Origin of the sequence: Sphingobium sp. S6 (assembly GCF_905120495.1) — a bacterium.
Classification (GTDB): Bacteria; Pseudomonadota; Alphaproteobacteria; order Sphingomonadales; family Sphingomonadaceae; genus Sphingobium; species Sphingobium agri.
This window is the reverse complement of sequence record NZ_CAJHOG010000002.1, coordinates 343519-365540: the sequence shown is the minus strand read 5'-3', so window position 1 is coordinate 365540 and position 22022 is coordinate 343519. Positions and strand designations below refer to the sequence as shown.

Below are 22022 nucleotides of genomic sequence, written 5' to 3'. Positions count from 1 at the left end.
TGCGCTCAAAAGTTGAAGTAGATGAAAGGCGACACGCCTTGCGATGAATGTATCGCCATGATGAAGCAGGTGAGGACCGCGCTTGCGCCCATGAGCGACCAGCGGCGGGAAGAAATCAGTTCCTCCGCCTTTGCGACCAGCTGCTGCGAATTCGGCATCGCCCAGACGATCAGTCCACCGAGGCATATGAGGCTGACCGGCGCCAGCAACATCTCGTCATAGCCAAGCAGGCGGGACAGTTCTGCTGTCGCTGGCTGCCAGCCTGCAAAGCCGTTGAGGCCGAACATCCCGCCCAGCATCGTTGTACCTGACGCAAAGCTTTCGGCGCGGAAAAACACCCATGCGATGATCACGCTGAAGAAGGTGAGCGCGGTCGACGCGATCACACCCGCAGCGCCCCAGGATGGCAGCGAGAGCCGCGCCGCCAAGGATCGCCACGCATGATTTATGATCAGATAGGATCCATGCAGCGCGCCCCAGAAGACGAACGTCCAGTTCGCGCCATGCCACAGTCCGCCCAAAAGCATGGTGAGCAGCAGATTGACATAGCGGCGGCCCGGACCCTTCCGGTTTCCGCCAAGCGCGATGTAGAGATATTCGCGCAGGAAAGCGGACAGGGTCATGTGCCAGCGGCGCCAGAAATCGACGATGCTCCGCGCTTTGTAGGGCGAGTTGAAGTTGAACGGCAGTTGGACGCCGAAGAATAGCGAGAGGCCGATCGCCATGTCGCAATAGCCGGAAAAATCGAAGTAAATCTGGAATGTATAGCAGAGCGCTCCGATCCAGGAGACGGCAAAGTCGGGCGCGAAGCCTTTCAGGGATGCGTTGAATATCGCGTCCGAATAGAGGGCGAAGCCGTCAGCCAGGACCACCTTCTTGATGAGGCCGATGAGGAAGAAGACAGTCCCCAGCGCCGCCCCACGCGCGGTGGGCCGGAAGATAGATTTGGATTCGAATTGCGGCATCATCGACTTGTGGTGGATGATCGGCCCCGCGATCAGATGGGGAAAGTAGCTGACGAACAGCACATAATTGGTGAAATTATATTCCTTCGCTTCTCCGCGATAAGCATCGACCAGGAAGGCTATCTGCGTGAAGGTGTAGAAGGATATGCCGATGGGAAGGACAATATAGCCGACCGCGAAATCAAGCCCGGTCAGCGCATCGATATTGTTCGCGATGAAGGTCGCATATTTGAAATAACCCAGCGCGCAGAGGTCGATGGCAATGCCCGCCTGCATGATGCGGAGAGCCGACTTGCGCGTGCGCGCTTTCACGATCGCACAGCCGCAAAGATAGTTGAAGACGATCGAACCGGCGAGCAACCAGAGGAAATGCGCGTCCCACCAGATGTAGAAAAGCACCGAAGCCAGCGCGAGAAAGGCGCCGCGCCAATCCGGCTTGAACCGCCACAACAGCAGGAAGCCGCACATGGTGAGCGGGAAGAAGCCGAACAGAAATGCATATGAATTGAAAAGCATGCCTCCCCTTTCACCAAATGTGTGGATACGGACCGCTTCTCTCTGTCACCCGCGGGAACTGCATAATGTCATGGTAAAGCGCCCTATCCCGCGCAGAAATCGTCCTTTTGGGGACATATCTTTTTCCCCATGAGGATGGAGCATGACCCGGTCGGCTGGATCGGATCACGCTCCATCTACCTTTGGTGATCTGAATTTTCCGAAGCCAGCAGAATGCGATCTGCTTCGAAAATGCTCGATCCGGCTTCAGCTTTCCAGCGGCGGAAGGCGGCCGCGTATGCCGCGGCGTTGCCCAGGCGAAGGAAGGAAGCGCGGGTCTATCACCCCCTGTCCGACAAGCGACGGACTGAGGGCAAGGAAAACGAAGAGGAACCAGCATCGCCCATAGACATGGGGCATCCCCATGACAGCGTTGGCGAAGGCCACCAATATCGTGACCGTCGTCAGGAGCACCAATTTCCCGTGCTTGCTCCGGTGCGCTGCAATGGCGGCGAGCAATGGAACGGCGAGCAATATCAGATAACCGAGCAGAGACAGTCCGCCGCCTTCGTTCAACAGGAGAAGATAGAGATTATGTACCGGCAGACCATATCGGCTTTCCTGCCGATACTGGTCAGCGCCCATGCCAATGATGAGATTCTCATCGGCCTTTTCGAGCGCTTCCTTGTTCAACTCCTGGCGGTCCGCGAACGTGCCGGCGCTCGAGAGGTCGCCGGAGTTCATCGCGGACAGCACGCGGGTCTGGAAGGTCTCGGGCAAATAATTCTGCCCAAAGGTCAACAGCGCGCTGCCAAGCAAGGCTATGACGATCAAGGTCTTGAAATTGCGCCTGCCACCGAAGAAGATGAGGGCGGCAGCGATCATGCTGTAGAGACCTGTGTTGGAACTGGTCAGAATTATGCCCGTGACGAGAAGGGCAATGCAAAGCAGTGAAACCCAGGTCCGCATCTTTTGCGATAGCAGAAGGAGCCAGACGAGCGGCAAGGCCATGACCGTCAAGACCGCCATGCCGTTGGGATTTCCGGCAAAGCCCTGCAACCGCCGGTTGCCTGTCACCACCGCCATCTGCTCTCTTTCGGCGCTGTAATGGCCGCTTAGATAGATGATGCCGCCGATAACGCACATCGTGACCATGCCCCAGATGCAGCATTTGATCAGGCGCACCGCTTCCTCTTCCGACCTGCGCAACAGCACGAGCGGCACGATCAGATAAGCGAAGGCATATTGCGCGATCAGCACCAGGCATCTGACGACGTCGCCCTTGAAGACGCTGCCTATGAACAGGCCGCCACTCAGCATCAGAAGGCCCAGCACCCAGAGCCAGGTCAAGCTGGCAAAGGGGGTGGCCACCCGGCCCGACGCGACCCGCAGGAAAAAGGCGCCGGCGAACATGATGTCGCTCAAGGTGATGTAGACGCTGGGATGGCGAAACGCGATATAAGGCGCGAAAAATACCGCTCCCTGCAACAGCACGAATTCCCAACGGTGCAGTTCGTCCGTCCAGAACTGCGCCCGTTCCCGGGGAGGGCTGGCGCCATGACCGCTGGGCAAAGGATAGTTGCTTGCCTGATAGTGACTGGTCTGCACGCCTGGCGCTCCGGCTCGTAATTACTGCCTCGTTCGGCGGCTAGGATGCAAATCCGATCTCGATTAGTCCATTGCACATAATGCCTGCGCAACGTTCAAAAGGGGCAGGCGGCAATATCCAATCGGGTAAGGGTCAGAGCCACTAAAAACCGAAAATTTCGCGCGGCTTAGGGGAATGCGGCAGCTTGGTCTCTGCCGCTTTCAGACGTTGGCCGTATAGCCGGTGGCGGCGTTGCTCCCGCCCTTTGCAGCAAGGCCGGGATGATCGATCTTGGCGGAAGAGGTGGCGGTTTTGGGGAACGACGTATCGCCGCCAGCCATGCCGTGCAGCCCTTGGCTCGCGGCCCATATCGCCGCCTGAGTGCGGTTGGACACGCGCAGTTTGCGGAGTACCGCCTTCACATGGACCTTAACGGTGGCCTCGCTGATCGACAGCTGGCGGGATATGACCTTGTTGGGCAATCCGGCGATCAGGCGCTGTAATATTTCCATCTCTCGCGCGGAAAGATTGGCGCCGTCGATCGACACGGCATCAGGCACGTCTTCGCAAGTCGTGGCTTGGTCGATCAGCTGCTGAGCCAGTTGGGACGGGAAAATCTTTTCTCCAAGCGCTATGAGATCAAGATATCCGCCCAGTCTTTCGCAAGAGAGGTCGTTGATCAGATAGCCTTCCGCCCCGGCCCGAAAAGCATCCAGCATCGTGTCGAAGTCAAATTTGTTGGCGAGAATGGCGATGCGGGCGGCAGGACATTGCTCGCGCACCTCGGCAAGGGCAGCGCCGCTCCATTCCCTGTCCTGATCCTCGATCAGCAGCAGCAGACATGCGGGGCAGTCCGTTTCCGAAAGGAGGAACTCATCAAGCTTGGCGCCCGTATAAAGGATATGGCGGTGCTGAGAGGACAACAGCCGCCGCAAACCTTCCCTGACGATCGAGCTTCCGCCCACAAGCACGACATCTGAAACTATTGTCATCGTTCGCCTCCCTCAACATCATCGGCACGCCGTGATGGATTGAAATGCAAAAGCACTGCCTGAAGGCGACCCCAATCTTATCGAGCCGGAGAGTATCACAACTGCCGATCTGAACAATAGGCGTAACTTTCTGTAAAAACTTAACTTGTATAAAGAATGTTCAGGAGGCGGATTCGGTAAGGGACTGTCTTTTCACATATTTGGCAAAATGGTTGAAATCATGTGCCGCATTCCATTTGCGCTGCAACATGACCGGCCGGCGTAGACCAAATGTCCGATTCGTTTGTGACAGCATCAAAGGACCACTGCCTTTATTAGGCGCATCCGGGCGTTCGGAAGATCGCCGTGCCAACACCCCGTGGGCTGCTGTCAATTAGCCAAAAGATTTACTCCGACCTCATCCGGTAAATCATTCGGGCTGCCAGAGCCGGGAATTCTGCTCCTTCGGCCATCGCGGGCGCCCATTTTCTGCCACTAGGGATGATAGCTGTCTGGTTCATTGCGGGTGAAACCCAAGTCGTTACCGTTTGGCGGTGACTTGAACGATCACGCTCTGCATGCCGCGAAGATGTCTTCGACCTATGCGGTGCGCGACCGTCGAAGGTCTTTTCTTGAACCGCAAGGGTTTTGCTATGGATGCGAGCGCACCGCCCGCTGGATCTGACCCAATTCTCGACGACGGCGTGGACCTGCGGGAAAATGTGCCCGCTGGCGCGCCGGTTTGGGCGATATTGCTCCATGATCTGCTGACACGGCCGACCGGCTTCCCCGGTCCTGCGCGTTTTGCAGCGCTGATGCTGATCGATGCATCGTTGATCCTGATCACCTTGCTTGCGGTGGTCATGACGATGCCGGGGACGGTTTCGACGGCCTTCCATGATCGCCCCAGCCTCATGTTCTTCTTCAGCCTGGTGGCGGTGTTCACCCTTTGCCTAACGGGCCTTTATTGGCGGAGCTGGCGCTTCCTCTCCTTTGGCGACGGCATCACCTTGTCGACGGCGGTGGCCGGAGGCGCGGCGGCGGCCTGGGGGATGTGCCTGATCCTCTCCGCCAAGATCAGGGCTGCTCCGCTGGAGGCGGTCGGCTTTGCTCTGCTGCATTCAGCCCTGTTGCTGGTCGCCATGATCGGCGTGCGAACGGTGCGCCGTGGCCTGCGCGAATTTGCGCTTGCCCATATCGTGCCGCCGGGCGGCAGCCACAATATCCTGCTGCTCGGCGAGCTCGACTGGATCCGGTCGCTCATCGACATGTTGCGCGCCGAACGCACGAACCGTTTCAATGTCGTGGGCGCTTTGACCTTCGATAGCCGCGAGACGAGGCTGCAGATCGCGGGAATTCCTGTGCTCGGTTCACCCGACAAGCTGCCCCAGATCGTGGAAACGCTGGCGACACGCGGACTGAAGCCCGAGAGCCTTGTCATCCGCGGCGACAAGACGATGCCGCGCCGCTCCTTTTCCCATCTGGTCAAGCTGGCGGACCAGTGCGACCTTACCGTCGCCCATGCCAACGACCTGCAGAAAACGAAGGATGGAGAACCGCGCATCGAGATCAAGCAGTTCGAGCTTGCCGACCTGCTCGGCCGTCCCGAAGTGTCCCTCCAGCGCAATATCGTCGACCGGCTGATCCGTGGCCGCCGGATATTGGTCACGGGGGCAGGCGGCACGATCGGCGGCGAACTGGTGCGCCAGATCGCAACGTTCCGCCCAGTGGAGATCGTGCTGCTCGACCATTCGGAGTTCAATCTCTATACGATCGAGATGCAGGTGCGGGACAAGTTTCCCGAGGTCATCTGCCGCCCTGAACTCTGCTCGATCCGTGATCGCGCGGCGCTCAATGACGTCTTCGAGCGCCACCAGCCTGAGGTCGTCTTCCATGCGGCCGCGCTCAAGCATGTGCCGATCGTCGAGGCCAACCCCTGCGAGGGCGCACACACCAATGTGCTTGGCACGCGCAACGTCGCCGATGCGGTCTGCGCCTATGGCGCGCTTGCGATGATCCAGGTGTCGACCGACAAGGCGGTCAATCCCGTCGGTGTCATGGGCACGACCAAGCGCCTGGGCGAACTTTATTGCCAGGCGCTCGACCTCATTGGTCAGTGCGATCCGGACAGCCCGCGCTTCATGACCGTCCGGTTCGGCAATGTGCTGGGTTCCAGCGGCTCGCTCGTGCCCCTGCTGCAACAGCAGATGGCCGCCGGAAAGCCGCTCACCATCACGCATCCTGACATCAAGCGCTATTTCATGACCGTCGGCGAAGCTGTGCAGCTCATCCTGCAGAGCAGTGCCCGCGCGATGGAAACGAATATCGACCGCGGCACGATCTTCGTCCTCGACATGGGTGAGCCGATCAAGATCGTCGATATCGCGCGCAGGATGATCCGGCTTGCGGGGCTGCGTCCGGACATCGACGTGCCCATCAAGTTCGTCGGCCTGCGCCCGGGCGAGAAGCTCTACGAGGAACTGTTCGACACGACCGAGGAACAGCTTCGCTCCACCATTCCCGGCGTGATCGAGGCCAGTCCTTGCCCCGTGCCGCTGGAAAAGCTGGTCAACGCCTTCACCGAATTGGCGAGCCTGATCCATGCCCATGATGAGGATGGGGTTCGCGACCTGATGAAGGAATTGCTGCGCGCTCCTGCCCAATCCACCTGGGCCAAGACGCTGCGCGAACTGACCCGCGAAATCGATCTTGTGGGCAAGGCTGCGAATGAATGACGGACTGCGCTTCAGACGCTCCGGCTCGCAGCCGTCCCAAAGATCAGCGTGAGGGCTGGAAGTCGATGAACCAGATTGTCCAAAATCGTGAAATCAGTGGCGCAACGCCTTTGGCTGCGCCGTTCCCGCCGCCCGAGCAGCGCTGGCCGCAATATGAGCAGGACGAAATCGACGCAGTCGTCCATGTATTGCAAAGCGGCCGGGTCAATTCGCTGGTGCATGGCGATGAGTGCCGCGCGTTCGAGCGGGAGTTTGCCGACTATTGCGGCATGCCGCACGCCATATCGCTGGCGAACGGCACGCTCGCGTTGGAGCTCGCGTTTCGCGCTCTAGGCGTTGGGCCGGGCGACGAGGTGATCGTGCCGGCGCGCAGCTTCTTCGCGAGCGCTTCGGCAGTAGCTGCTGTCGGGGCGGTGCCGGTGTTCGCCGACATAGACCGGAACAGCCACACCATAGATCCCGCCGCCGTCATCCCGCTGATCAATGAGCGGACAAGGGCGATACTGTGCGTGCATCTGGCGGGCTGGCCATGCGACATGGACGGGCTGTTGGCCATTGCGGATCGACATGGCCTGTGGCTGGTCGAGGACTGTGCGCAGGCGCATGGCGCGGCGATCCGGGGAAAGATGGCGGGTTCCTTCGGCCATGCTTCCGCCTTTTCCTTCTGCACCGACAAGATCATGTCGACAGGTGGCGAGGGCGGCATGCTGCTGCTGAAGGATGAAGCCCATTGGGAACGAGCCTGGGCCTATAAGGACCATGGCAAGAATGTCGCGATGCTCAGCGCCCCGTCGGCTGGCAATGCCTTCCGCTATTTGCACGAAAGTTTCGGCACCAACTGGCGTTTGACGGAGATGCAGGCCGCGATCGGCCGGGCCCAGCTGCGCAAGCTGCCTTCCTGGCTGGCCCGCCGCCGCACCAACGCCGCCCTCCTGCGCGAAGGCTTGGGCGCGCACCCGCTGATCGCGCTTCCGCAGGTGCCCGACGGGGTCGAACATGCCTATTATAAATTCTACCTGCTGCTCGATCCAGCGGTGGCGCGATCCGAGGTGATCGCGGCGCTCGCGCGGCGCGGCATTCCGGCGGGGACGGGTTCCTGCCCGGACATGTCGCGCGAGTTGGCCGTGCGCAACAGCGCCCATCCCAATCTGCGGCCGCTCCCCGTCGCTGCCGAGATAGGCGAGCGCAGTCTCATGCTTCCGGTGGACCATCTTCTAGGAGAAGCGGCGATGCACTTCATGATCGAGACGTTGCTGGAAGCAATTGGCAATGAAGGCGGGAAATTATCGTTACTGAACAAGCAACTATACAGCAGCAATTGACTTGAACTTATTTCTGTTCTGAAACTGAAACAAAATGGCCAGAGATGGTCAGAGATATGGGAGGTGGTCATGCGGATCGTCCAGTCTTTCGGCATTTCCCTCATGCTGGCCCTTTCGGCCTGTGCAGGCTCGGTCGGTGGCCTGCCCGCCGTTTCCACCGCTAACGCTGATCAGTACAGGTTAGGGCCGGGCGATGAGCTTCGCGTCATCATCCCCGGCCTGACGGAGATCGAAAACGGCACGGCTTTCGTTGTCAACGATCGCGGAGAACTGACGCTGCCGCTGATGGGCGGGATTCCGGTCAAGGGCTCGACGATACCCGAACTGGAGCAGCGGGTCGCTGCCCTGCTGGTGGAAAAGAGGCTGATGGTGTCGCCTGCCGTCAGCATTCAGCCTGTGAAGCTGCGTCCCATCTATATTCTTGGCGAAGTGCGCAGCCCAGGTGAATATCCTTATCGGCCGGGCATGACTGTCGTCACGGCTGTGTCGGTGGCCGGTGGCTACACCTTCCGCGCCAACAAGAACACTGTCGCCATCATCCGTCAGGTGGATGGGCAGGCATCGACCGCCAAGGCATCCGAAAATACGCCGATCCAACCGGGTGACACCATCAAAGTCGTGGAGAAATGGTTTTGACAGCAGCGCGCCTCCTCCCATTCTGCTCCTGCATCATCCTTGCGGGGACCGCATTGCCAGCGGCCGCTCAGCAGCTGGACAGGGCCACGCCGCTGCTGGAAACACCCGAGGAATATGAAGCAAAAGCAGTCCAATTGGGGAGGATTTCGGCTTATCTCGGTGCGGATGTCCGGCTGGAATATGATTCCAACATCTATGCGCTGCCTTCGGACAAGATCGATGATGAGCGCCTGACCATTTCGCCATGGCTCAACCTGCGACTGAGTGACGACAAGTTCCAGCTGTCCGCACAGGCGCGCGGCGTCGTCCGGCGCTATTTCAAAAATGAGTCTGAAAACTCCGAGGGCATCAATGCAAGCCTCGGCGGCGTATACAATCTGTCGGGCAGCGACGCGATCAGCGCCAATGTTGGCTGGACACGACTGGTCGAAGACCGGGGTGAACCTGAAGCACGGCTTGGAACCGGCACCCCACCGCGCAAATATGACATATGGCAGGGCGACCTTGGCTATACGCATCGCGGCGCTCGCTTCACCGTCGGGGTGAAGGGGAGTGCGCTCAAGAATAATGCGCTTGCCTCGGTCGATGCCGAGCGCGACTATGATCAATATTCCGGCTCCGCCCGCCTCGGCTATCGGCTCAGCGGAATGATGGACGTCTTTGGCGAGGCCTTTTACACCGCCAGAAACTTCCGGCTGGCCGTAGATGCGTCGGGTGTCGATCGCGACTCCAAGACTTATGGCGCGCGCGGCGGCATCTCCTTTGAACCGGGTGGGCTGATCCGCGGCGAGGCGGCGGTCGGCGTGTTTCGCTTCAATCCCGACGATCCCCGGTTCGACAGCCGCACCGGCCTTTCCGTGTCGGCAGGGCTCATCTACACGCCTGCGCCGCGCTGGGCGGTTACGCTTGACGGTTTCCGGGGAGATGTCGCCACGGTCCGAAACGGCGCGCAGTCGCGAACCGACACGCGCGTGCGGTTGGGGGTACAGAATGAAATATACCATAACATACGCTGGCAAGCTTCCGTTGTGTACCGCCGCAGCAACTTCATCGGCACCAGCCAGAAGGAACGCACCATTGCGGGCGTGGCCGAAATCGAATATCTGCTGACCCGCAATATTTCCTTCGCCTTAACTGGCCGTATTGCAAACCGAGACAGCAGCAGAGCGTTCGACGATTTCGATCGCACTATCCTCGGCGCGGAAATCCGCCTGCAATATTGATGGGTAGAAGCGTCAGCGGATCTGCCGACCGGCCATGACCTCGCGATGGGCGAAATCGAGAAATTCGTCCAGGTTCAGCCATTTATCATGATCAGCATCCTGCCAGGCGTCGTTTTTCCTGGGATCCATGCCGTTGACCCGTTCCCAACTGTCGGCCATTCCGTCCTCGTCCAGGTCGGCATAGGGCGTGCCCGGCGCGATCGCCGGTAAGGGGCGAGGGCCCGCCTGCATTGCGGGGTCCTGCAGGATCGTGCCCTTGCGCTCGCGCACTTCCGACACGGTCCGCAGGTCCAATGCGTCGCGCGGAAAAGCCCCCGCGCCTCCCAAGGCCTGGGCATAAGCCTCATCAGCTGAGATCACCCGGACGCTCAAAGGACATGCCGGGCGTTTCACCAGGGCGATGTCGACATCCTTGGTGTTGAGCCGCGAAACACGGTCCAGCTTGTTACCCTCGAGGAAGACCTGAGATATGCCCGGATTGTCATAAACCACGCGATCCACCGCAGCGATATCGTCCCTGCTATTGGGTCCTCTCTTGTAATAATTGCCAACGATATTGACCGCCGAACCTCCAAAACTCTCATGAACTTCGGTGAATTGGGATTGGGCATTGTAAAGAAGGTTGTTGACTATCTCTATACAGGAGCCGGGCATGAAATTCACGTCCGGATTACGGTCACCATTATGCGCGCAAATATTGCGGATGAAGCTGATCTTCTGTGGCTTTTCCGGATGAGAGGCGAGCAGCGCGCATTTGTCATGCTTGGGAATGCCCTGGGTGAAGATCGAATTGGAAATGGTGATATTGTCGTTGAAGAGGAAGCCCGTCATGATCTGGTCCTGGGCCCAGGCGCCGCTCACATGATCGAATATCACATTGCGGCTGTTCTCGAAGGTGAAAGAACCATTGCTGCCGCGATGAACACCATTGAGGTCGGTACGAACACGAATATGGCGGATGACAACATCATGGGTGTCCTTGGCCACGATAGGGGTAAAGCCGTCCTCTCCGCCGCCATGGGTGATGATTACTCCGCCCCCAGGCGCAGTCTGCCCCGCGATTGTGATGAATGGATTGCGGATCGTTGGGCGCTGGGTGGTGAAGCGGATCACGCCGCTTACCCGGAAAATGCAGGTTCGCGGTCCCTTGGCATCGATGCATTCGCGCAGGGACCCGGGGCCATGATCCGCCAAGGTCGTCACGGGCATGATCCTGCCGCCGCGTCCGCCGCGCGAACGGCGGCCGAAGCCCTCGGCTCCCGGAAAGGCTTCCGCGCCCGCCACTTCGGGCAGTACCGATGACCCATTCACATCGCTGTCAGCGCCTTGTCGAGTTTGAAGGCTGAACAAGTCGGGCGGCGCGACGAATGGCGTGATCAGCAAGGTGGCAATGCTGACGCCCAGAACCGCGGTCGCATTCTGGCTTACCACGACTTGTGCTTTCCCTGGCGTTCGTCCGCGAGCAGCGACCGGTAGATCGCGCTGATCTCGGTCACATGGCGATCAACCCCATATCGCTCGACGGCCTGGGCCGCTGCCGTCGCCGCTATCCTTGCAGCCTGCTCCGGCGAATCCAGCAGAGAGATGAGAGTCGACGCCATGGCATCAGGATCGTCGACCTTGGCGAGCAGCCCGTTCACTCCATCCTCGATCGCTTCCAGATTGCCGCCGGATGCAGCCGCCACGACTGGCGTGCGCAGCAACATGGCTTCAATCAAGGTTCTGCCGAAGGGTTCACCGACTGCCGTCACCGCATGAATGTCGCATCCCGCCATGAACCTTTCCGAAGGATAGCGAAAGCCCATCAAGCGCACCTGGGCGGCGACGCCTTGCGCTTCGATCCGCTGGCGCAATCGGGCTTCGATCCCATCGATCAGGGGAGAGCCGAACATGAGCCCTACCACGGGCAGATCGGGCCGCATCCTTGCAACGCATGCCATCATGTCGATGAACATGTCTGGCCGCTTGCTTCCCACCAGATTGCCGAAAAAGCCGATGAGCCGTGTCGCCGGGTCGAGCCCCAGTTCCGATGTCAGGCGATGATGCGCTTCTGCCCTGTCGATCGGTTCGCAGTGCGTATCGAACGGGCTATACACCACCGCCGTCTCCCGCGCGGCTGCGGTGATGCGGCGTACCTCGGACAGGGCGAAAGCCGACACGCCCACGATCCGGTTGGCGGCGAACGGCGCGATATACCGCACGCCTCGCGCCTTGGATGTTCCGCGATGGTGCCAGAGCAGCTTTGCCCCGGCGAGGCGCGCGGGCAGCGCCCAGGAAATATGCATCGGACCTTCATTGGTATGAACGATCCTGACGTCGTGGGACTTGAGGAAGCGGCATAGGCTCCATTGGTCCGTCAGGGCGCTCATGAGCGCACGCCCCCCTTCAAGTGGCGGCACACCCGAAGACTTGCCCAGGAAGCGGCGGGGCAGGGTGATGAATTCGAGCCCTTCCTTCCGGAGCAGTTCGGCGCATTGCCCCGCGCCATGATGCAGCACTATCAGCGGCGTGAATTGTGTCCGGTCGAGGCGCTGGATGAGCTTGAGCGTCGAGATATGGCTACCGCCCACCACGCCTCCGGCAAAGGGGAAGCAGATGCGGGCCGGACCAGCGCAGATATCGCGCGGTGCGGGTCTGGCGTCGGACGGGCTGGCGCTGAAGGCTGGCAGAACCTGATCCATCACATCACCTGCGCCGGGCCGATACCGGCCTGAAACAAATTTCGAGGGATGCCTGCGCCGCCTGCGCTCCGGTAGAGATCGCTGTACATCCCGGCGATCCTGCTCATGGAAAATCTCTCCTTCACGCGAGCGCGCGCGGCGGCGCCGAGTTGACGGCGCCCGTCCGGCCCCATCCTGTCCAGGCTGACGATGCCATCCGCCAGAGCCGCCGCATCGCGCGGGGGAACGATGACGCCCGTCTCACCCAGCACCCATCCGCTGTCGCCCACATCCGTCGCGATGCAGGCTATGCCGCAAGCCATCGCCTCGCCCAGAATGTTGGGAAAGCCTTCGCCCCATGCCGATGGAAGGACGAGGAGATCGAGGCCCTGTAACAGGTCCGTGAGTGAGCCATCATGGCCGCGCGGTGTCACGCGATCGGAGGGGAGCGCCTTCAGCAGCTCAGCCAGTCGCCCCGTCGGCCGATCCATCCCTTCGCCCGTCAGGATGAGGTGGGCATCGACACCCGACTGCCTGGCAATCAGCACTGCCTCCGCCAGGTTGGCGGCGTCCTTCATCGGATGATTGCGCGCCGCCATCCCGATGATCAGCGATCCGGGATCAATGCCGAGTTTGGCGGCGAGTTGCTCGCGCGCGCCTTCGCGAGGGCGGAAAAGATCGGGGTCGAAGCCGTTCGGGATCACCATTGCATGGCGCGCGTGGAAACCGAGCCGTTTATGCTGTCCAGCGGCGGCATGCGAATTGTAGATGATCGAGTGGGACAGGCGGGATAGCAGGGCTGCCGTCCTCACGACCGTTCGCAGCGCGGGCTTTTCCTGCCGGATATCGTCGATGCTATGGCGTACGTTCCAGATCAGGGGGATTTTTCGAGGCATCAGCCCGCTGGCCAGCGTGGCGGCGATGTGCGCGTGGTACATCCACGCCATGATCAGGTCGGGCTGTACCTGGCGGACGGCCGCGCGCAGGCGGAACAGGCTGGGTAGCAGGGTGAGCGGTCCGGTCAGGCCGCAATCATGAACGGGCGTGCCGCTGGCCCTGATACGATCCGCGCCAGCGCCGGGCGGCATCAGCGACGCGACTGATGACTGGACCGCAAAGCCATGCATGCGCTCATGCTCTACCAGTTTGGCGAGCATGGTTTCCGCGCCCCCCACGTTCAGGGCGGTAATGACGTGGAGGACTTTCATACTTTCTCCCGCACCGGATAGTGTAGAAAAATCTACAATTTAGCGCCGAGGCAGAAAGTGGGCTCTTGGATATGAGGCCTGCCAATCGGGATTAGCCCGAAATTGGCGGGCGTTCCACGATAATCGAGATGTTCCAAGGGGGTATATCCGGAAGGGCCGTGGATTCGGCTTTGCTGCGCCTTCATTGTGCCGGACGAATGATAACCAGTCGCGACGGACGTGCGCGCTCCTGACACCCGGACCTGAGGGAGATGCAAACAGCATGTGTGGCTTGATCGGCGGCTGGAGCCGCCAGCATTTCTCCCTCCTTAAAAACAGCCTGCCTGTCATGAACGACGCCATAAGGCATCGCGGCCCCGATGACGGGGGAAGCTGGCATGATGACGAAGCGGGCATCGCGATGGCGCACCGCCGGCTTGCCGTTGTCGACCTGTCGGCTGCGGGACATCAGCCGATGCAGTCGGCAGGCGGGCGCTGGGTGATCGTGTATAATGGTGAGATCTACAATCATGCCGACATCCGCCGGGAACTGGAGCGGGAAGGCCTTGCGCCCCAATGGCGGGGGCATTCCGATACGGAGACGCTGCTCGCCGCAGTCGAGGCCTGGGGGCTCGACAAGGCGCTGAGGCAGAGCACAGGCATGTTCGCTTTCGCTCTTTGGGATCGGGCGGAGCGATGCCTCTACCTGGCGCGCGACCGGTTCGGCGAGAAGCCGCTCTATCATGGGTGGCACAAGGGCGTTTTCCTGTTCGGGTCGGAGCTGAAGGCGCTGCGGCGCCTGCCCGGTTTCAACGCCCCGCTGAACCGGCGCGCGCTTGCGCTTTATTTGCGTCACAATGCCATTCCCGCGCCTTTCAGCGTCTATGAGGGCATCGGCAAGCTGCTGCCCGGCCATTGGCTCAAGATCAGCATGCAGGATCTGGAGAGGGGCGTGACGCCCGATCCGCAGCCCTATTGGCTCGCCGCCGACGCAGTCGCCCGCCAGCGCCAGATGCCGTTCGCCGGGGACGAAGCGGACGCCACCGATGCGCTCGAAGACCTGCTGCGCGGCGCGATCGGGCGGCAGATGGTTGCAGATGTCCCATTGGGCGCATTCCTGTCCGGTGGGGTCGATTCCTCCGTCATCGTTTCGTTGATGCAGGCTCAATCGTCGCAGCCCGTCCGGACCTTCTCGATCGGATTCCACGAGGCGGACTATAATGAGGCGGAACATGCCGCTGCGGTCGCCCGGCATTTGGGCACCGATCACACCGAACTCATGGTGTCTCCGGCCGACGCTATGGCCGTCATCCCCGATCTGCCCGCTATCTATGATGAGCCCTTTGCCGATCCTTCGCAAATTCCTACCACGCTGGTGACGCGGCTGGCGCGGCAGCAGGTTACCGTCGCCATGTCGGGCGACGGGGGTGATGAGCTATTCGGCGGCTATGCCCGCTATTTCATGGCAGCAGGGCTGTGGCGGCACACGGCACGCATCCCCCGGATGGTGCGGCGCATGGCTGGCCAGTTGGTGCAATCGGTTCCTGAACAGCAATGGGACCGGCTCTACGCCTTTGCCGAACCGCTGATGCCCGCGCACAAGCGATGGGCGCATCCGGGGGACAAGCTTCACAAGGGCGCGAACGTCATCGCTGCGCCCGACCAGAAAAGCTTCTGCCGCGAAATGACCAGCCTGTGGTCTCCTTCGGACCTGATGGAAGGCATAGACGAGCCGCTAGAGTATGGCCCGCCGCGCGATGTCCCATCCGGCAACCTGATTGAATATCAGATGCTGGAGGATACTTGTCACTATATGTCCGACGATATTCTGGTGAAGGTCGACCGGGCAGCCATGGCTTGCAGCCTCGAAACGCGCGCGCCTTTTCTCGATCATCGCCTGTTCGAATTTGCCTGGACCCTTCCCTACAACTTCAAGGTACGGGGCGGCGCCGGCAAATATCTCCTGCGGCAGCTGCTTTACCGCCATGTTCCCAAGCAGCTGATCGACCGGCCGAAAATGGGCTTTGCCGTTCCGCTGGATAACTGGTTGCGGGGGCCCCTGCGTGACTGGGCGGGCGACCTGCTCGACCCGGCCCGATTGGCCGAAGAAGGATATTTCAATCCGAAGGTGGTGGACCGAAAATGGCGGGAGCATCAGTCGGGCGTCCGGAACTGGCACCATCATCTCTGGGGCATCCTGATGTTCCAGGCATGGCGGGACGCGGTGGACTGATCATTCGCGTGAAGAGATTCGTCCGATATTCGCCGGAATGGCAATCCCGCGCTGGCTGCCGACCATCGGGATATCATCCCCAATCGACATGGAATCTCGGCTGTGACGGCCCCACTGTGACCGCATGACAAAACCGGTTCACGGCAAGCCGCATATCGCCTTCGTCCTGCCTGGGCTCCGTGCGGGCGGATCGGAACATATCGTCAGCCTGCTCTGCAATCATTTCAGCCGTTCGGGCTGGTCGGTCAGCCTCTTTGCCTTCGAAGAACCGGGAACGCCGCCCTATTATGCCCATGATCCAGCGGTCAGCATCATTCAGCTGGGCCATCCCGTCGGCCGCATGCCGGTGCTGCGATCCGCCCTTGCCGTGTTCAATCGTATCGCCGCTCTCCGGCGGGCGCTGGCGGGCAGCCGCCCGGATCTCGTCATCAGCTTCCTCATCCGGACCAACGTCGTCAGCGTGCTTGCCGCCAGGCCGCTCGGCATCCCCGTCATCGTGTCGGAGCGCAACAATCCCGCCCTGCAATATCCCGGGACGCTCTGGTCGGCCTTGCGCCGCTATGCCTATGCCCGCGCCCATGGGCTGGTGACGATGACGGAAGGCGCGATGCGCTATTTCCCCAAGGTCATGCGCCAGCGCCAGTGGGTCATCCCCAATCCCACCTATGCTCCGGTCCAGCTCGATGGGTTGCGGCCAAATGGCAGGCGGATCGTCGCGGTCGGCCGCCTCGTCCCGCAGAAGGGCTTCGACCTGTTGCTCGACGCCTTCGCCAAAGCTGCGCCGCATATCCCGGATTGGTCGCTCACCATCTGGGGGGAAGGCCCCGAACGCGCCCGGCTGGAAGCGCAAAGGAATGCGCTTGGCCTACAGGGCCGCGTAACATTGCCGGGCGTCACGCAGGAACATGGCGCATGGCTTCGCGATGCCGACATCTTCGTCCTTTCCTCCCGCTTCGAAGGCTGGGGCATCGTCGTCGGCGAAGCCATGGCGGCAGGCGTCCCGGTCATATCATTCGATTGCCGCTGGGGTCCTGGGGAGATGATTTCGGACGGCATCAGCGGCCTCCTCGTTCCCGACGGCGATATTGCCGCTCTTGGCGCTGCCATTGCGGCACTTTCCGCCGACCCGGATCAAAGGCAGCGCCTTTCCGAAGGCGCCCGGATCGCAGCCCAGCGCTTCACCATCGATCGCATCCTTGCTCAATGGGAACGGACCGCCCAGCAGGCGATCGCGCCGCGAGAAGCCGCCATCGGGACGATCAAGGCCGCCGCTATTTGAACGGAGCAGCCTGTTTTTGCCACATCTAGACGATGCTGTTCGGTTCCACTCGCAGGACGATTGGCTTCCGGGCAATCATAACCTCGAAGTGGAAGTCGTTGCTCTCAAAAGCATAATGTCAGCATCTTTGTTGATCCTGTGCCAACACTTGCTCCGCACATCGAGAACAATCCGCCTCCTGTGGGCATTTCAATCATACGTTCATTTATATTAGCTACACCGCAAGTTAGATCAGCCTGGCGTCACTTGACGGCCGCCAGGCTTTTTGCGGGAGCGGGGAAATGGCGAAATTTACCGGTACGATTGGCAACGACCTCATCAGGGGAACGATCCTTGCCGACTTCATGTATGGCGGGGCGGGCCATGATCAATTGTGGGGCGGATCGGGCGACGACTATATCGAGGGGAATGACGGGAACGACGTGATCCACGGTGAAGCGGGTCTCGACTTCCTCAAGGGGGGATTGGGCGACGACCAGATCTGGGGAGAGGATGGCGACGACTTGATCGACGGCGGGGCGGGCAATGACCGTATCTACGGCGGCTCCGGCAAGAACACGATTGAAGGCGGCGACGGCAACGACCGGATCGAAACCGCCGATGGCCACGATCATATTCTGGGCGATGGCGGCAATGATACCATCTACAGCGGTGCTGGCCGCGATTATATCGACGCGGGGCCGGGCGACGATATCATCTATGCGGGCGCCGGCGATGATGGCTTCGCGAACGAGATCGATCCCGGCACTGGCCTGATGACGACCCAGGCCGTTTCCGGCGGAGCAGGCAATGACTGGATCTACGGGGAAGATGGCAACGACAAGCTGAAGGGCCAGTCGGGCGACGACCATGTCTATGGCGGGAACGGCGATGACAGGGTCGATGGCGGCGACGGCAACAACTATCTGTCCGGCGGGATCGGCAACGATATTCTCGACTCCGAAAATGGCATCGACCAGCTTTACGGTGGTGATGGTCGCGACAGTCTGGAAGCGGGCGCTGGCAACGATTTCCTCGACGGTGGCAGAGATGCGGATTCCATGAGCGGGGAGGCTGGCGACGACATCATGTATGGCGGCGATGGCGACGATATGATGATGGGCGGCGACGGCGCCGACCAGCTGCATGGCGATGCCGGGTTCGACAAGCTGATCGGCGACGCGGGCGCGGACAGGCTCTGGGGTGGCGCTGGCAATGACTGGTTCGTCTTCAAGGGCGCAGGAGCGTTGGGCGGCGGTGACCGTGTCGAGGATTTTCAGGACGGCATCGACCGTATCGTGCTCGAAAAGCTTGGCGTCACGAAATATGCGGCAGGCGGCGGGCTCGGAACTGTCTTCGCGCGCGACGGGGCGGGGGGTAACGTCTTCCTGGATGTCGTTACATCGACAGGGGCAAAGTTCAGCATCGACATCGCCGATCCTACGGCATCGCTGAGCGCCGCCAACTTCACGGCTGCGGATTTTCTTCTCGTCTAAGGCTGGTCGACAGTCTCTTCTTGTTGAACGGGATGGCGCCGCCTGCGGGGCAGCGCCATCCCGTTCCTTCTTTTCCAGCACAGGCTATTTAGGATTAAGACGACAGAGAAGCTGCGTCTTGCGTGCTTCAGCCCCATGCTAAGGCCGTGAAAACACGATCTAAGGTGGGCTGCCGATGAATGCCGGCGGATTTCGATTAAGAATGAACCTGTCCTCGGTATCCCTGCGCGATGTCCTGGCTCATCGGCGCGTAAGGGCTGTTTTCCATCTTCTCACCGGAACGGCGGCGACGCTGGCGCTGACGCTTCTGTCCATCGCTTTGGTCGCCCGGCTTTTGACGCCAGCCCCCTATGGCGTCTTCGCCATGATCCTGACGCTCGGGCAGGCGTGCGAACGGCTGTTGAGCTTTCAATCCTGGCAACCGCTGATCCGCAGCGGCGCGACGATTGATCTTCAGAGGGACGAAGCCTCCTATTTCGCGTTGCTCAAATTCGGATGGCTCCTCGATATCGGCGGCAGCGTGGCGGCCTGGGCCATCGCGAGCGCATTGACGATCGCCGGACATTTCCTGTTCGGCATTTCGCTCGAGCATGTCGGCTATACACTGCTGTTCGTCACGTCGCTGCTGTTCAACTTCAATGGCGTGTCTACTGCGATCTTCAGGCTGGCGGGCCAATATCGGGCCGTCGCCCACATCCAGGTTGTGAATGCCCTCATCCGCCTCCTCTGCGTGGCGGGGGCCTATCTGGCCGGTGCGGGCATGGTTCATATCATCATCATATGGACGATCACTCAAATATTGGGATCGCTGCTCAATTTCGCCTGGGCGATGCGCCTGTTACCCAAGCCTGGGTTCCGCCAGCTGCTGAAGGCAAGCACCAAGGGTATCAACAGCCGTTTTCCCCACATCTGGCGCTTTGCGCTCGGTTCCAACATCTCGCTCACCCTCTGGTCGAGTGCTCAGGCAGTAGACACGTTGATCGTCGGATGGCTCGCCGATCCAGCCAGCGCAGGCCTCTTCCACATTGCCAAGCGCATCAGCCGCGTCGTCATGCAGGTCGGTGCGCAGGTGCAGGCCGTCGTCTATCCCGACCTCAGCCGCCTCGTCGCGGCGGGCAAGCGCCGCGCCTTCGTTCGGGTGCTGCTTCAGACCGAAATGTTGCTCGCCGCCTTTGGCGCCTGCTGCTTCATAGGCATGTTGCTGGTCGGCGGACCGTTGATGCGGATCGCTGTCGGGCCTCATTTTGCCGGGGCCGTGCCATTGCTCACCGTCCAGATTCTGGCGGTGACGCTTACCATGAGCGGGTCGGCAAGCCGTGCAGGGCTGCTGGCGCTGGGCGATCAGCGCGCACTTCTGAAAACGACCATGGCGTGCACGCTCGCCTTCTACTGCGCCGTATTTCCGCTGGTCCCGCTGGTCGGGGCGATGGGCGCGAACATCGCGCATCTGCTGTTCGGTGCGATCTGGCTCGGGGGGCTGGCCTTCTATCTGCGCCGCGCAATCAGCGCGGCTCGATGGGCGGACGCGAGCGAGAAGAGCGTAGAGTGTTAGAGCTCTTCCAGCGTCTCGATGACCCGGTCGGCTTTCACGCCCTCATGCGAGGCGAAGTGATGGATGCGTTCCGGCCGGGCAATCTGCACCGTCCGCCATCCGCGCTCTCGCGGCGCGGTGAAATCCTTGGACGGGTTGTCCGCGACATAGGTCAGCGAAGCCCCGGAACATTCGAACAACTGTTCGACATGTTCAAAGGCGCGCGGGTTGGGCTTCCAGCAGTCTCGTCCCCATCTGTCGGTGCAGATGCCCAGATGGATGCCGCGCCCATAAAGGCCGAGAGCCCTGATCTTGCGCCGCTGCGCGTCGAGAAAGCCGTCCGTGATCACCGCAAAGCCTGTCCTCTCGTCCCGGGCGGCAAGGAAATGGTCTGCATCCGGTGCCAGGCGGATATCCGGCCGGTGCTGGCGGTATGTTCCCAGCATGCGCGCGATCAGAGGGGGCGAGGGCGTCAGCCCCATCTCCATCAAGCTTTCGTCGAAGATATGGGTGCGGAATCCCGCTTCGAACCGGGCCCGCATCATCTCGCCAAGACCGTCGATCCCCAGCGCATTGCGCGCCCATCGCCCCACGGCCCCGAGCCCGCTCAGCACATAGTCGCGCTCCAGATAGAGCGTGTCATCCAGATCGAAGACGATGACGCGATCGAACCGAGTGGCTTCAGACGAAAACGGCATCATCGAAACGCAACATCATGACATTGTCCTGCCAGCCATCATGGGCCGTGAGTGGCAGTCCCAGCCGTTCCTCCAGCAACCACTGCGCGAAGCGCGCGCCTGCCCGGTGCGCCAGCGGATAGCCGCCGCCAAAGCGCGCGTTGATCTCGAATATCGAGGCACCCCCGGCCGCATCCATCCTGAGCTGGAAGCACAGCGCTCCCCGCGCGCCCTGAAGCGCCGCGCCCAATCGCCATGCAAGCTCTTCGATGACTGCGTTCCGGACGGTCACGCCCTTCTCGACCTCGCCAGCCCGCACCCGCAGTCGCTCATGCGGAACCGCGCACTGCATCCGTCCCTCCCCATCGAAGTAGAGGCTGACGGTAAATTCCCGCCCGTCGAGGAATTGCTGCAGGATATAGGGCTCACTGTTGTCCAGCGCGGCCACCTCCTCGCGATCATAGACCATACCGATGCCCCGGCTCGAACTACCATGTCGCGGCTTGGCGAGCAGCGGCAGCGGCAAGTCCGCCGAGCCCGCCAGATAATCCTCAGCCGCGATCGTCGCGGGGGATGGCAAGCCTGCACCCGTCAGGAACTGCGCCGTCGCCAGCTTGTCCCGCGCCATCTCCACCACCGCCGCATCGGAGACCGCGACATGGCAGTTGATCGCGGCGAACTCATCGCGTGCATGCGCATAAGCGATCAGCTCGGTGTCGATCGTCGGCACGATCAGCTCGATCTGCTCACGCCTGCATATATCCAGCATCGCCGGGATGAACCCTTCGCTCTCCGCAGGCGGCGCGGCGAAGCTTCTGTCAGCCTCGACGCAGGCGGGGCTCCAATCCGGCTTCAGGTCCGAAGCGAACATCATGAGGTCTATGCCAAGCGCTGCCCCCGCTTCGCGAAAGCTCCGCATCAGCCCGACCCGCCGCCCGGCGGAGCTCAGCATCATGCGCAGCGACCGGCCGCTGCGTTCTGCTCCTTCCCAATCCGTGCCCAAGCTTGCCGATGCTCCTCCATGGCGAGTCGCGGGTGCGTCCAT

Annotated in this window: 16 protein-coding genes; 8 read left to right on the top strand and 8 right to left on the bottom strand. The window is 61.1% G+C overall.

Features of this window, described 5'->3' with window-relative positions; all coding sequences use genetic code 11:
• Positions 1–5: 5 nt before the first annotated feature.
• The 3 genes from SPHS8_RS08895 to SPHS8_RS08885 form a co-directional block, all read right to left on the bottom strand.
• A complete protein-coding gene (locus SPHS8_RS08895) occupies positions 6–1481 on the bottom strand; it encodes an MBOAT family O-acyltransferase (RefSeq protein WP_097090770.1) in 1476 nt (491 codons plus the stop codon).
• Between the two features lie 246 nt (positions 1482–1727).
• Positions 1728–3068 (bottom strand): O-antigen ligase family protein, encoded by a 1341-nt coding sequence (locus SPHS8_RS08890; protein ID WP_201515204.1) that lies wholly within the window; start codon positions 3066–3068, stop codon positions 1728–1730.
• Positions 3069–3269: 201 nt separating this feature from the next.
• A complete protein-coding gene (locus SPHS8_RS08885) occupies positions 3270–4040 on the bottom strand; it encodes a response regulator transcription factor (RefSeq protein ID WP_201515202.1) in 771 nt (256 codons plus the stop codon).
• 632 nt (positions 4041–4672) lie between these two features.
• Between SPHS8_RS08885 and SPHS8_RS08880 the strand changes: the two genes are divergently transcribed.
• The 4 genes from SPHS8_RS08880 to SPHS8_RS08865 all read left to right on the top strand — a co-directional run bounded on the left by SPHS8_RS08880 (position 4673) and on the right by SPHS8_RS08865 (position 9935).
• Positions 4673–6754 (top strand): polysaccharide biosynthesis protein, encoded by a 2082-nt coding sequence (locus tag SPHS8_RS08880; protein ID WP_201515200.1) that lies wholly within the window; start codon positions 4673–4675, stop codon positions 6752–6754.
• A 65-nt stretch (positions 6755–6819) separates the two neighbouring features.
• Positions 6820–8076 (top strand): DegT/DnrJ/EryC1/StrS family aminotransferase, encoded by a 1257-nt coding sequence (locus SPHS8_RS08875; protein WP_201515198.1) that lies wholly within the window; start codon positions 6820–6822, stop codon positions 8074–8076.
• A 69-nt stretch (positions 8077–8145) separates the two neighbouring features.
• Positions 8146–8712 (top strand): polysaccharide biosynthesis/export family protein, encoded by a 567-nt coding sequence (locus SPHS8_RS08870; RefSeq protein WP_097090774.1) that lies wholly within the window; start codon positions 8146–8148, stop codon positions 8710–8712.
• Positions 8703–9935 (top strand): outer membrane beta-barrel protein, encoded by a 1233-nt coding sequence (locus tag SPHS8_RS08865; RefSeq protein WP_236575047.1) that lies wholly within the window; start codon positions 8703–8705, stop codon positions 9933–9935. Before SPHS8_RS08870 ends, SPHS8_RS08865 begins: the two co-directional genes overlap by 10 nt.
• Positions 9936–9947: 12 nt before the next feature.
• On the opposite strand, the gene SPHS8_RS08860 is transcribed toward SPHS8_RS08865, so the two are convergent.
• Genes SPHS8_RS08860 through SPHS8_RS08850 form a run of 3 tightly spaced genes read right to left on the bottom strand, consistent with a single transcriptional unit; the run spans position 9948 to position 13803 of the window.
• Positions 9948–11366: a pectate lyase family protein gene (locus SPHS8_RS08860; protein WP_201515196.1), complete on the bottom strand. Its 1419-nt coding sequence runs from the start codon at positions 11364–11366 to the stop codon at positions 9948–9950.
• Positions 11360–12616 carry a glycosyltransferase family 4 protein gene (locus SPHS8_RS08855; RefSeq protein ID WP_201515195.1) on the bottom strand — a complete coding sequence of 419 codons (1257 nt, stop codon included), beginning with the start codon at positions 12614–12616 and terminating at the stop codon, positions 11360–11362. The genes SPHS8_RS08860 and SPHS8_RS08855 overlap by 7 nt, the downstream gene beginning before the upstream one ends.
• On the bottom strand, positions 12616–13803 hold the full coding sequence (locus tag SPHS8_RS08850) for a glycosyltransferase (RefSeq protein ID WP_201515194.1): 1188 nt from the start codon (positions 13801–13803) through the stop codon (positions 12616–12618). The genes SPHS8_RS08855 and SPHS8_RS08850 overlap by 1 nt, the downstream gene beginning before the upstream one ends.
• Before the next feature lie 262 nt (positions 13804–14065).
• Here SPHS8_RS08850 and asnB point away from each other — a divergent pair, with 262 nt between their 5' ends.
• The 4 genes from asnB to SPHS8_RS08830 all read left to right on the top strand — a co-directional run bounded on the left by asnB (position 14066) and on the right by SPHS8_RS08830 (position 20321).
• Positions 14066–16015 carry an asparagine synthase (glutamine-hydrolyzing) gene (asnB, locus tag SPHS8_RS08845; RefSeq protein WP_201515193.1) on the top strand — a complete coding sequence of 650 codons (1950 nt, stop codon included), beginning with the start codon at positions 14066–14068 and terminating at the stop codon, positions 16013–16015.
• Positions 16016–16139: 124 nt separating this feature from the next.
• A complete protein-coding gene (locus SPHS8_RS08840) occupies positions 16140–17294 on the top strand; it encodes a glycosyltransferase family 4 protein (RefSeq protein WP_201515192.1) in 1155 nt (384 codons plus the stop codon).
• 281 nt (positions 17295–17575) lie between these two features.
• Positions 17576–18769 (top strand): calcium-binding protein, encoded by a 1194-nt coding sequence (locus SPHS8_RS08835; RefSeq protein ID WP_201515191.1) that lies wholly within the window; start codon positions 17576–17578, stop codon positions 18767–18769.
• A 202-nt stretch (positions 18770–18971) separates the two neighbouring features.
• Entirely contained in the window at positions 18972–20321 is a 1350-nt protein-coding gene (locus tag SPHS8_RS08830; protein ID WP_236575046.1) for a lipopolysaccharide biosynthesis protein, read from the top strand.
• Here the strand turns inward: SPHS8_RS08830 and SPHS8_RS08825 are convergent.
• Both SPHS8_RS08825 and SPHS8_RS08820 read right to left on the bottom strand, forming a co-directional pair.
• A complete protein-coding gene (locus tag SPHS8_RS08825; RefSeq protein ID WP_236575045.1) occupies positions 20318–21001 on the bottom strand; it encodes an HAD family hydrolase in 684 nt (227 codons plus the stop codon). The two genes, SPHS8_RS08830 and SPHS8_RS08825, sit on opposite strands and share 4 nt — an antisense overlap.
• Entirely contained in the window at positions 20982–22022 is a 1041-nt protein-coding gene (locus SPHS8_RS08820; RefSeq protein WP_201515189.1) for an ATP-grasp domain-containing protein, read from the bottom strand. The genes SPHS8_RS08825 and SPHS8_RS08820 overlap by 20 nt, the downstream gene beginning before the upstream one ends.

Coding starts and splice junctions, on each gene's coding strand:
- SPHS8_RS08895 (WP_097090770.1), bottom strand. CDS start 1,481: ATGCTTTTCAATTCATATGCATTTCTGTTCGGCTTCTTCCCGCTCACC.
- SPHS8_RS08885 (WP_201515202.1), bottom strand. CDS start 4,040: ATGACAATAGTTTCAGATGTCGTGCTTGTGGGCGGAAGCTCGATCGTC.
- SPHS8_RS08880 (WP_201515200.1), top strand. CDS start 4,673: ATGGATGCGAGCGCACCGCCCGCTGGATCTGACCCAATTCTCGACGAC.
- SPHS8_RS08875 (WP_201515198.1), top strand. CDS start 6,820: ATGAACCAGATTGTCCAAAATCGTGAAATCAGTGGCGCAACGCCTTTG.
- SPHS8_RS08870 (WP_097090774.1), top strand. CDS start 8,146: ATGCGGATCGTCCAGTCTTTCGGCATTTCCCTCATGCTGGCCCTTTCG.
- SPHS8_RS08865 (WP_236575047.1), top strand. CDS start 8,703: ATGGTTTTGACAGCAGCGCGCCTCCTCCCATTCTGCTCCTGCATCATC.
- SPHS8_RS08855 (WP_201515195.1), bottom strand. CDS start 12,616: ATGGATCAGGTTCTGCCAGCCTTCAGCGCCAGCCCGTCCGACGCCAGA.
- SPHS8_RS08850 (WP_201515194.1), bottom strand. CDS start 13,803: ATGAAAGTCCTCCACGTCATTACCGCCCTGAACGTGGGGGGCGCGGAA.
- asnB (WP_201515193.1), top strand. CDS start 14,066: ATGTGTGGCTTGATCGGCGGCTGGAGCCGCCAGCATTTCTCCCTCCTT.
- SPHS8_RS08840 (WP_201515192.1), top strand. CDS start 16,140: ATGACAAAACCGGTTCACGGCAAGCCGCATATCGCCTTCGTCCTGCCT.
- SPHS8_RS08835 (WP_201515191.1), top strand. CDS start 17,576: ATGGCGAAATTTACCGGTACGATTGGCAACGACCTCATCAGGGGAACG.
- SPHS8_RS08830 (WP_236575046.1), top strand. CDS start 18,972: ATGAACCTGTCCTCGGTATCCCTGCGCGATGTCCTGGCTCATCGGCGC.
- SPHS8_RS08825 (WP_236575045.1), bottom strand. CDS start 21,001: ATGATGCCGTTTTCGTCTGAAGCCACTCGGTTCGATCGCGTCATCGTC.
- SPHS8_RS08820 (WP_201515189.1), bottom strand. CDS start 22,022: ATGGACGCACCCGCGACTCGCCATGGAGGAGCATCGGCAAGCTTGGGC.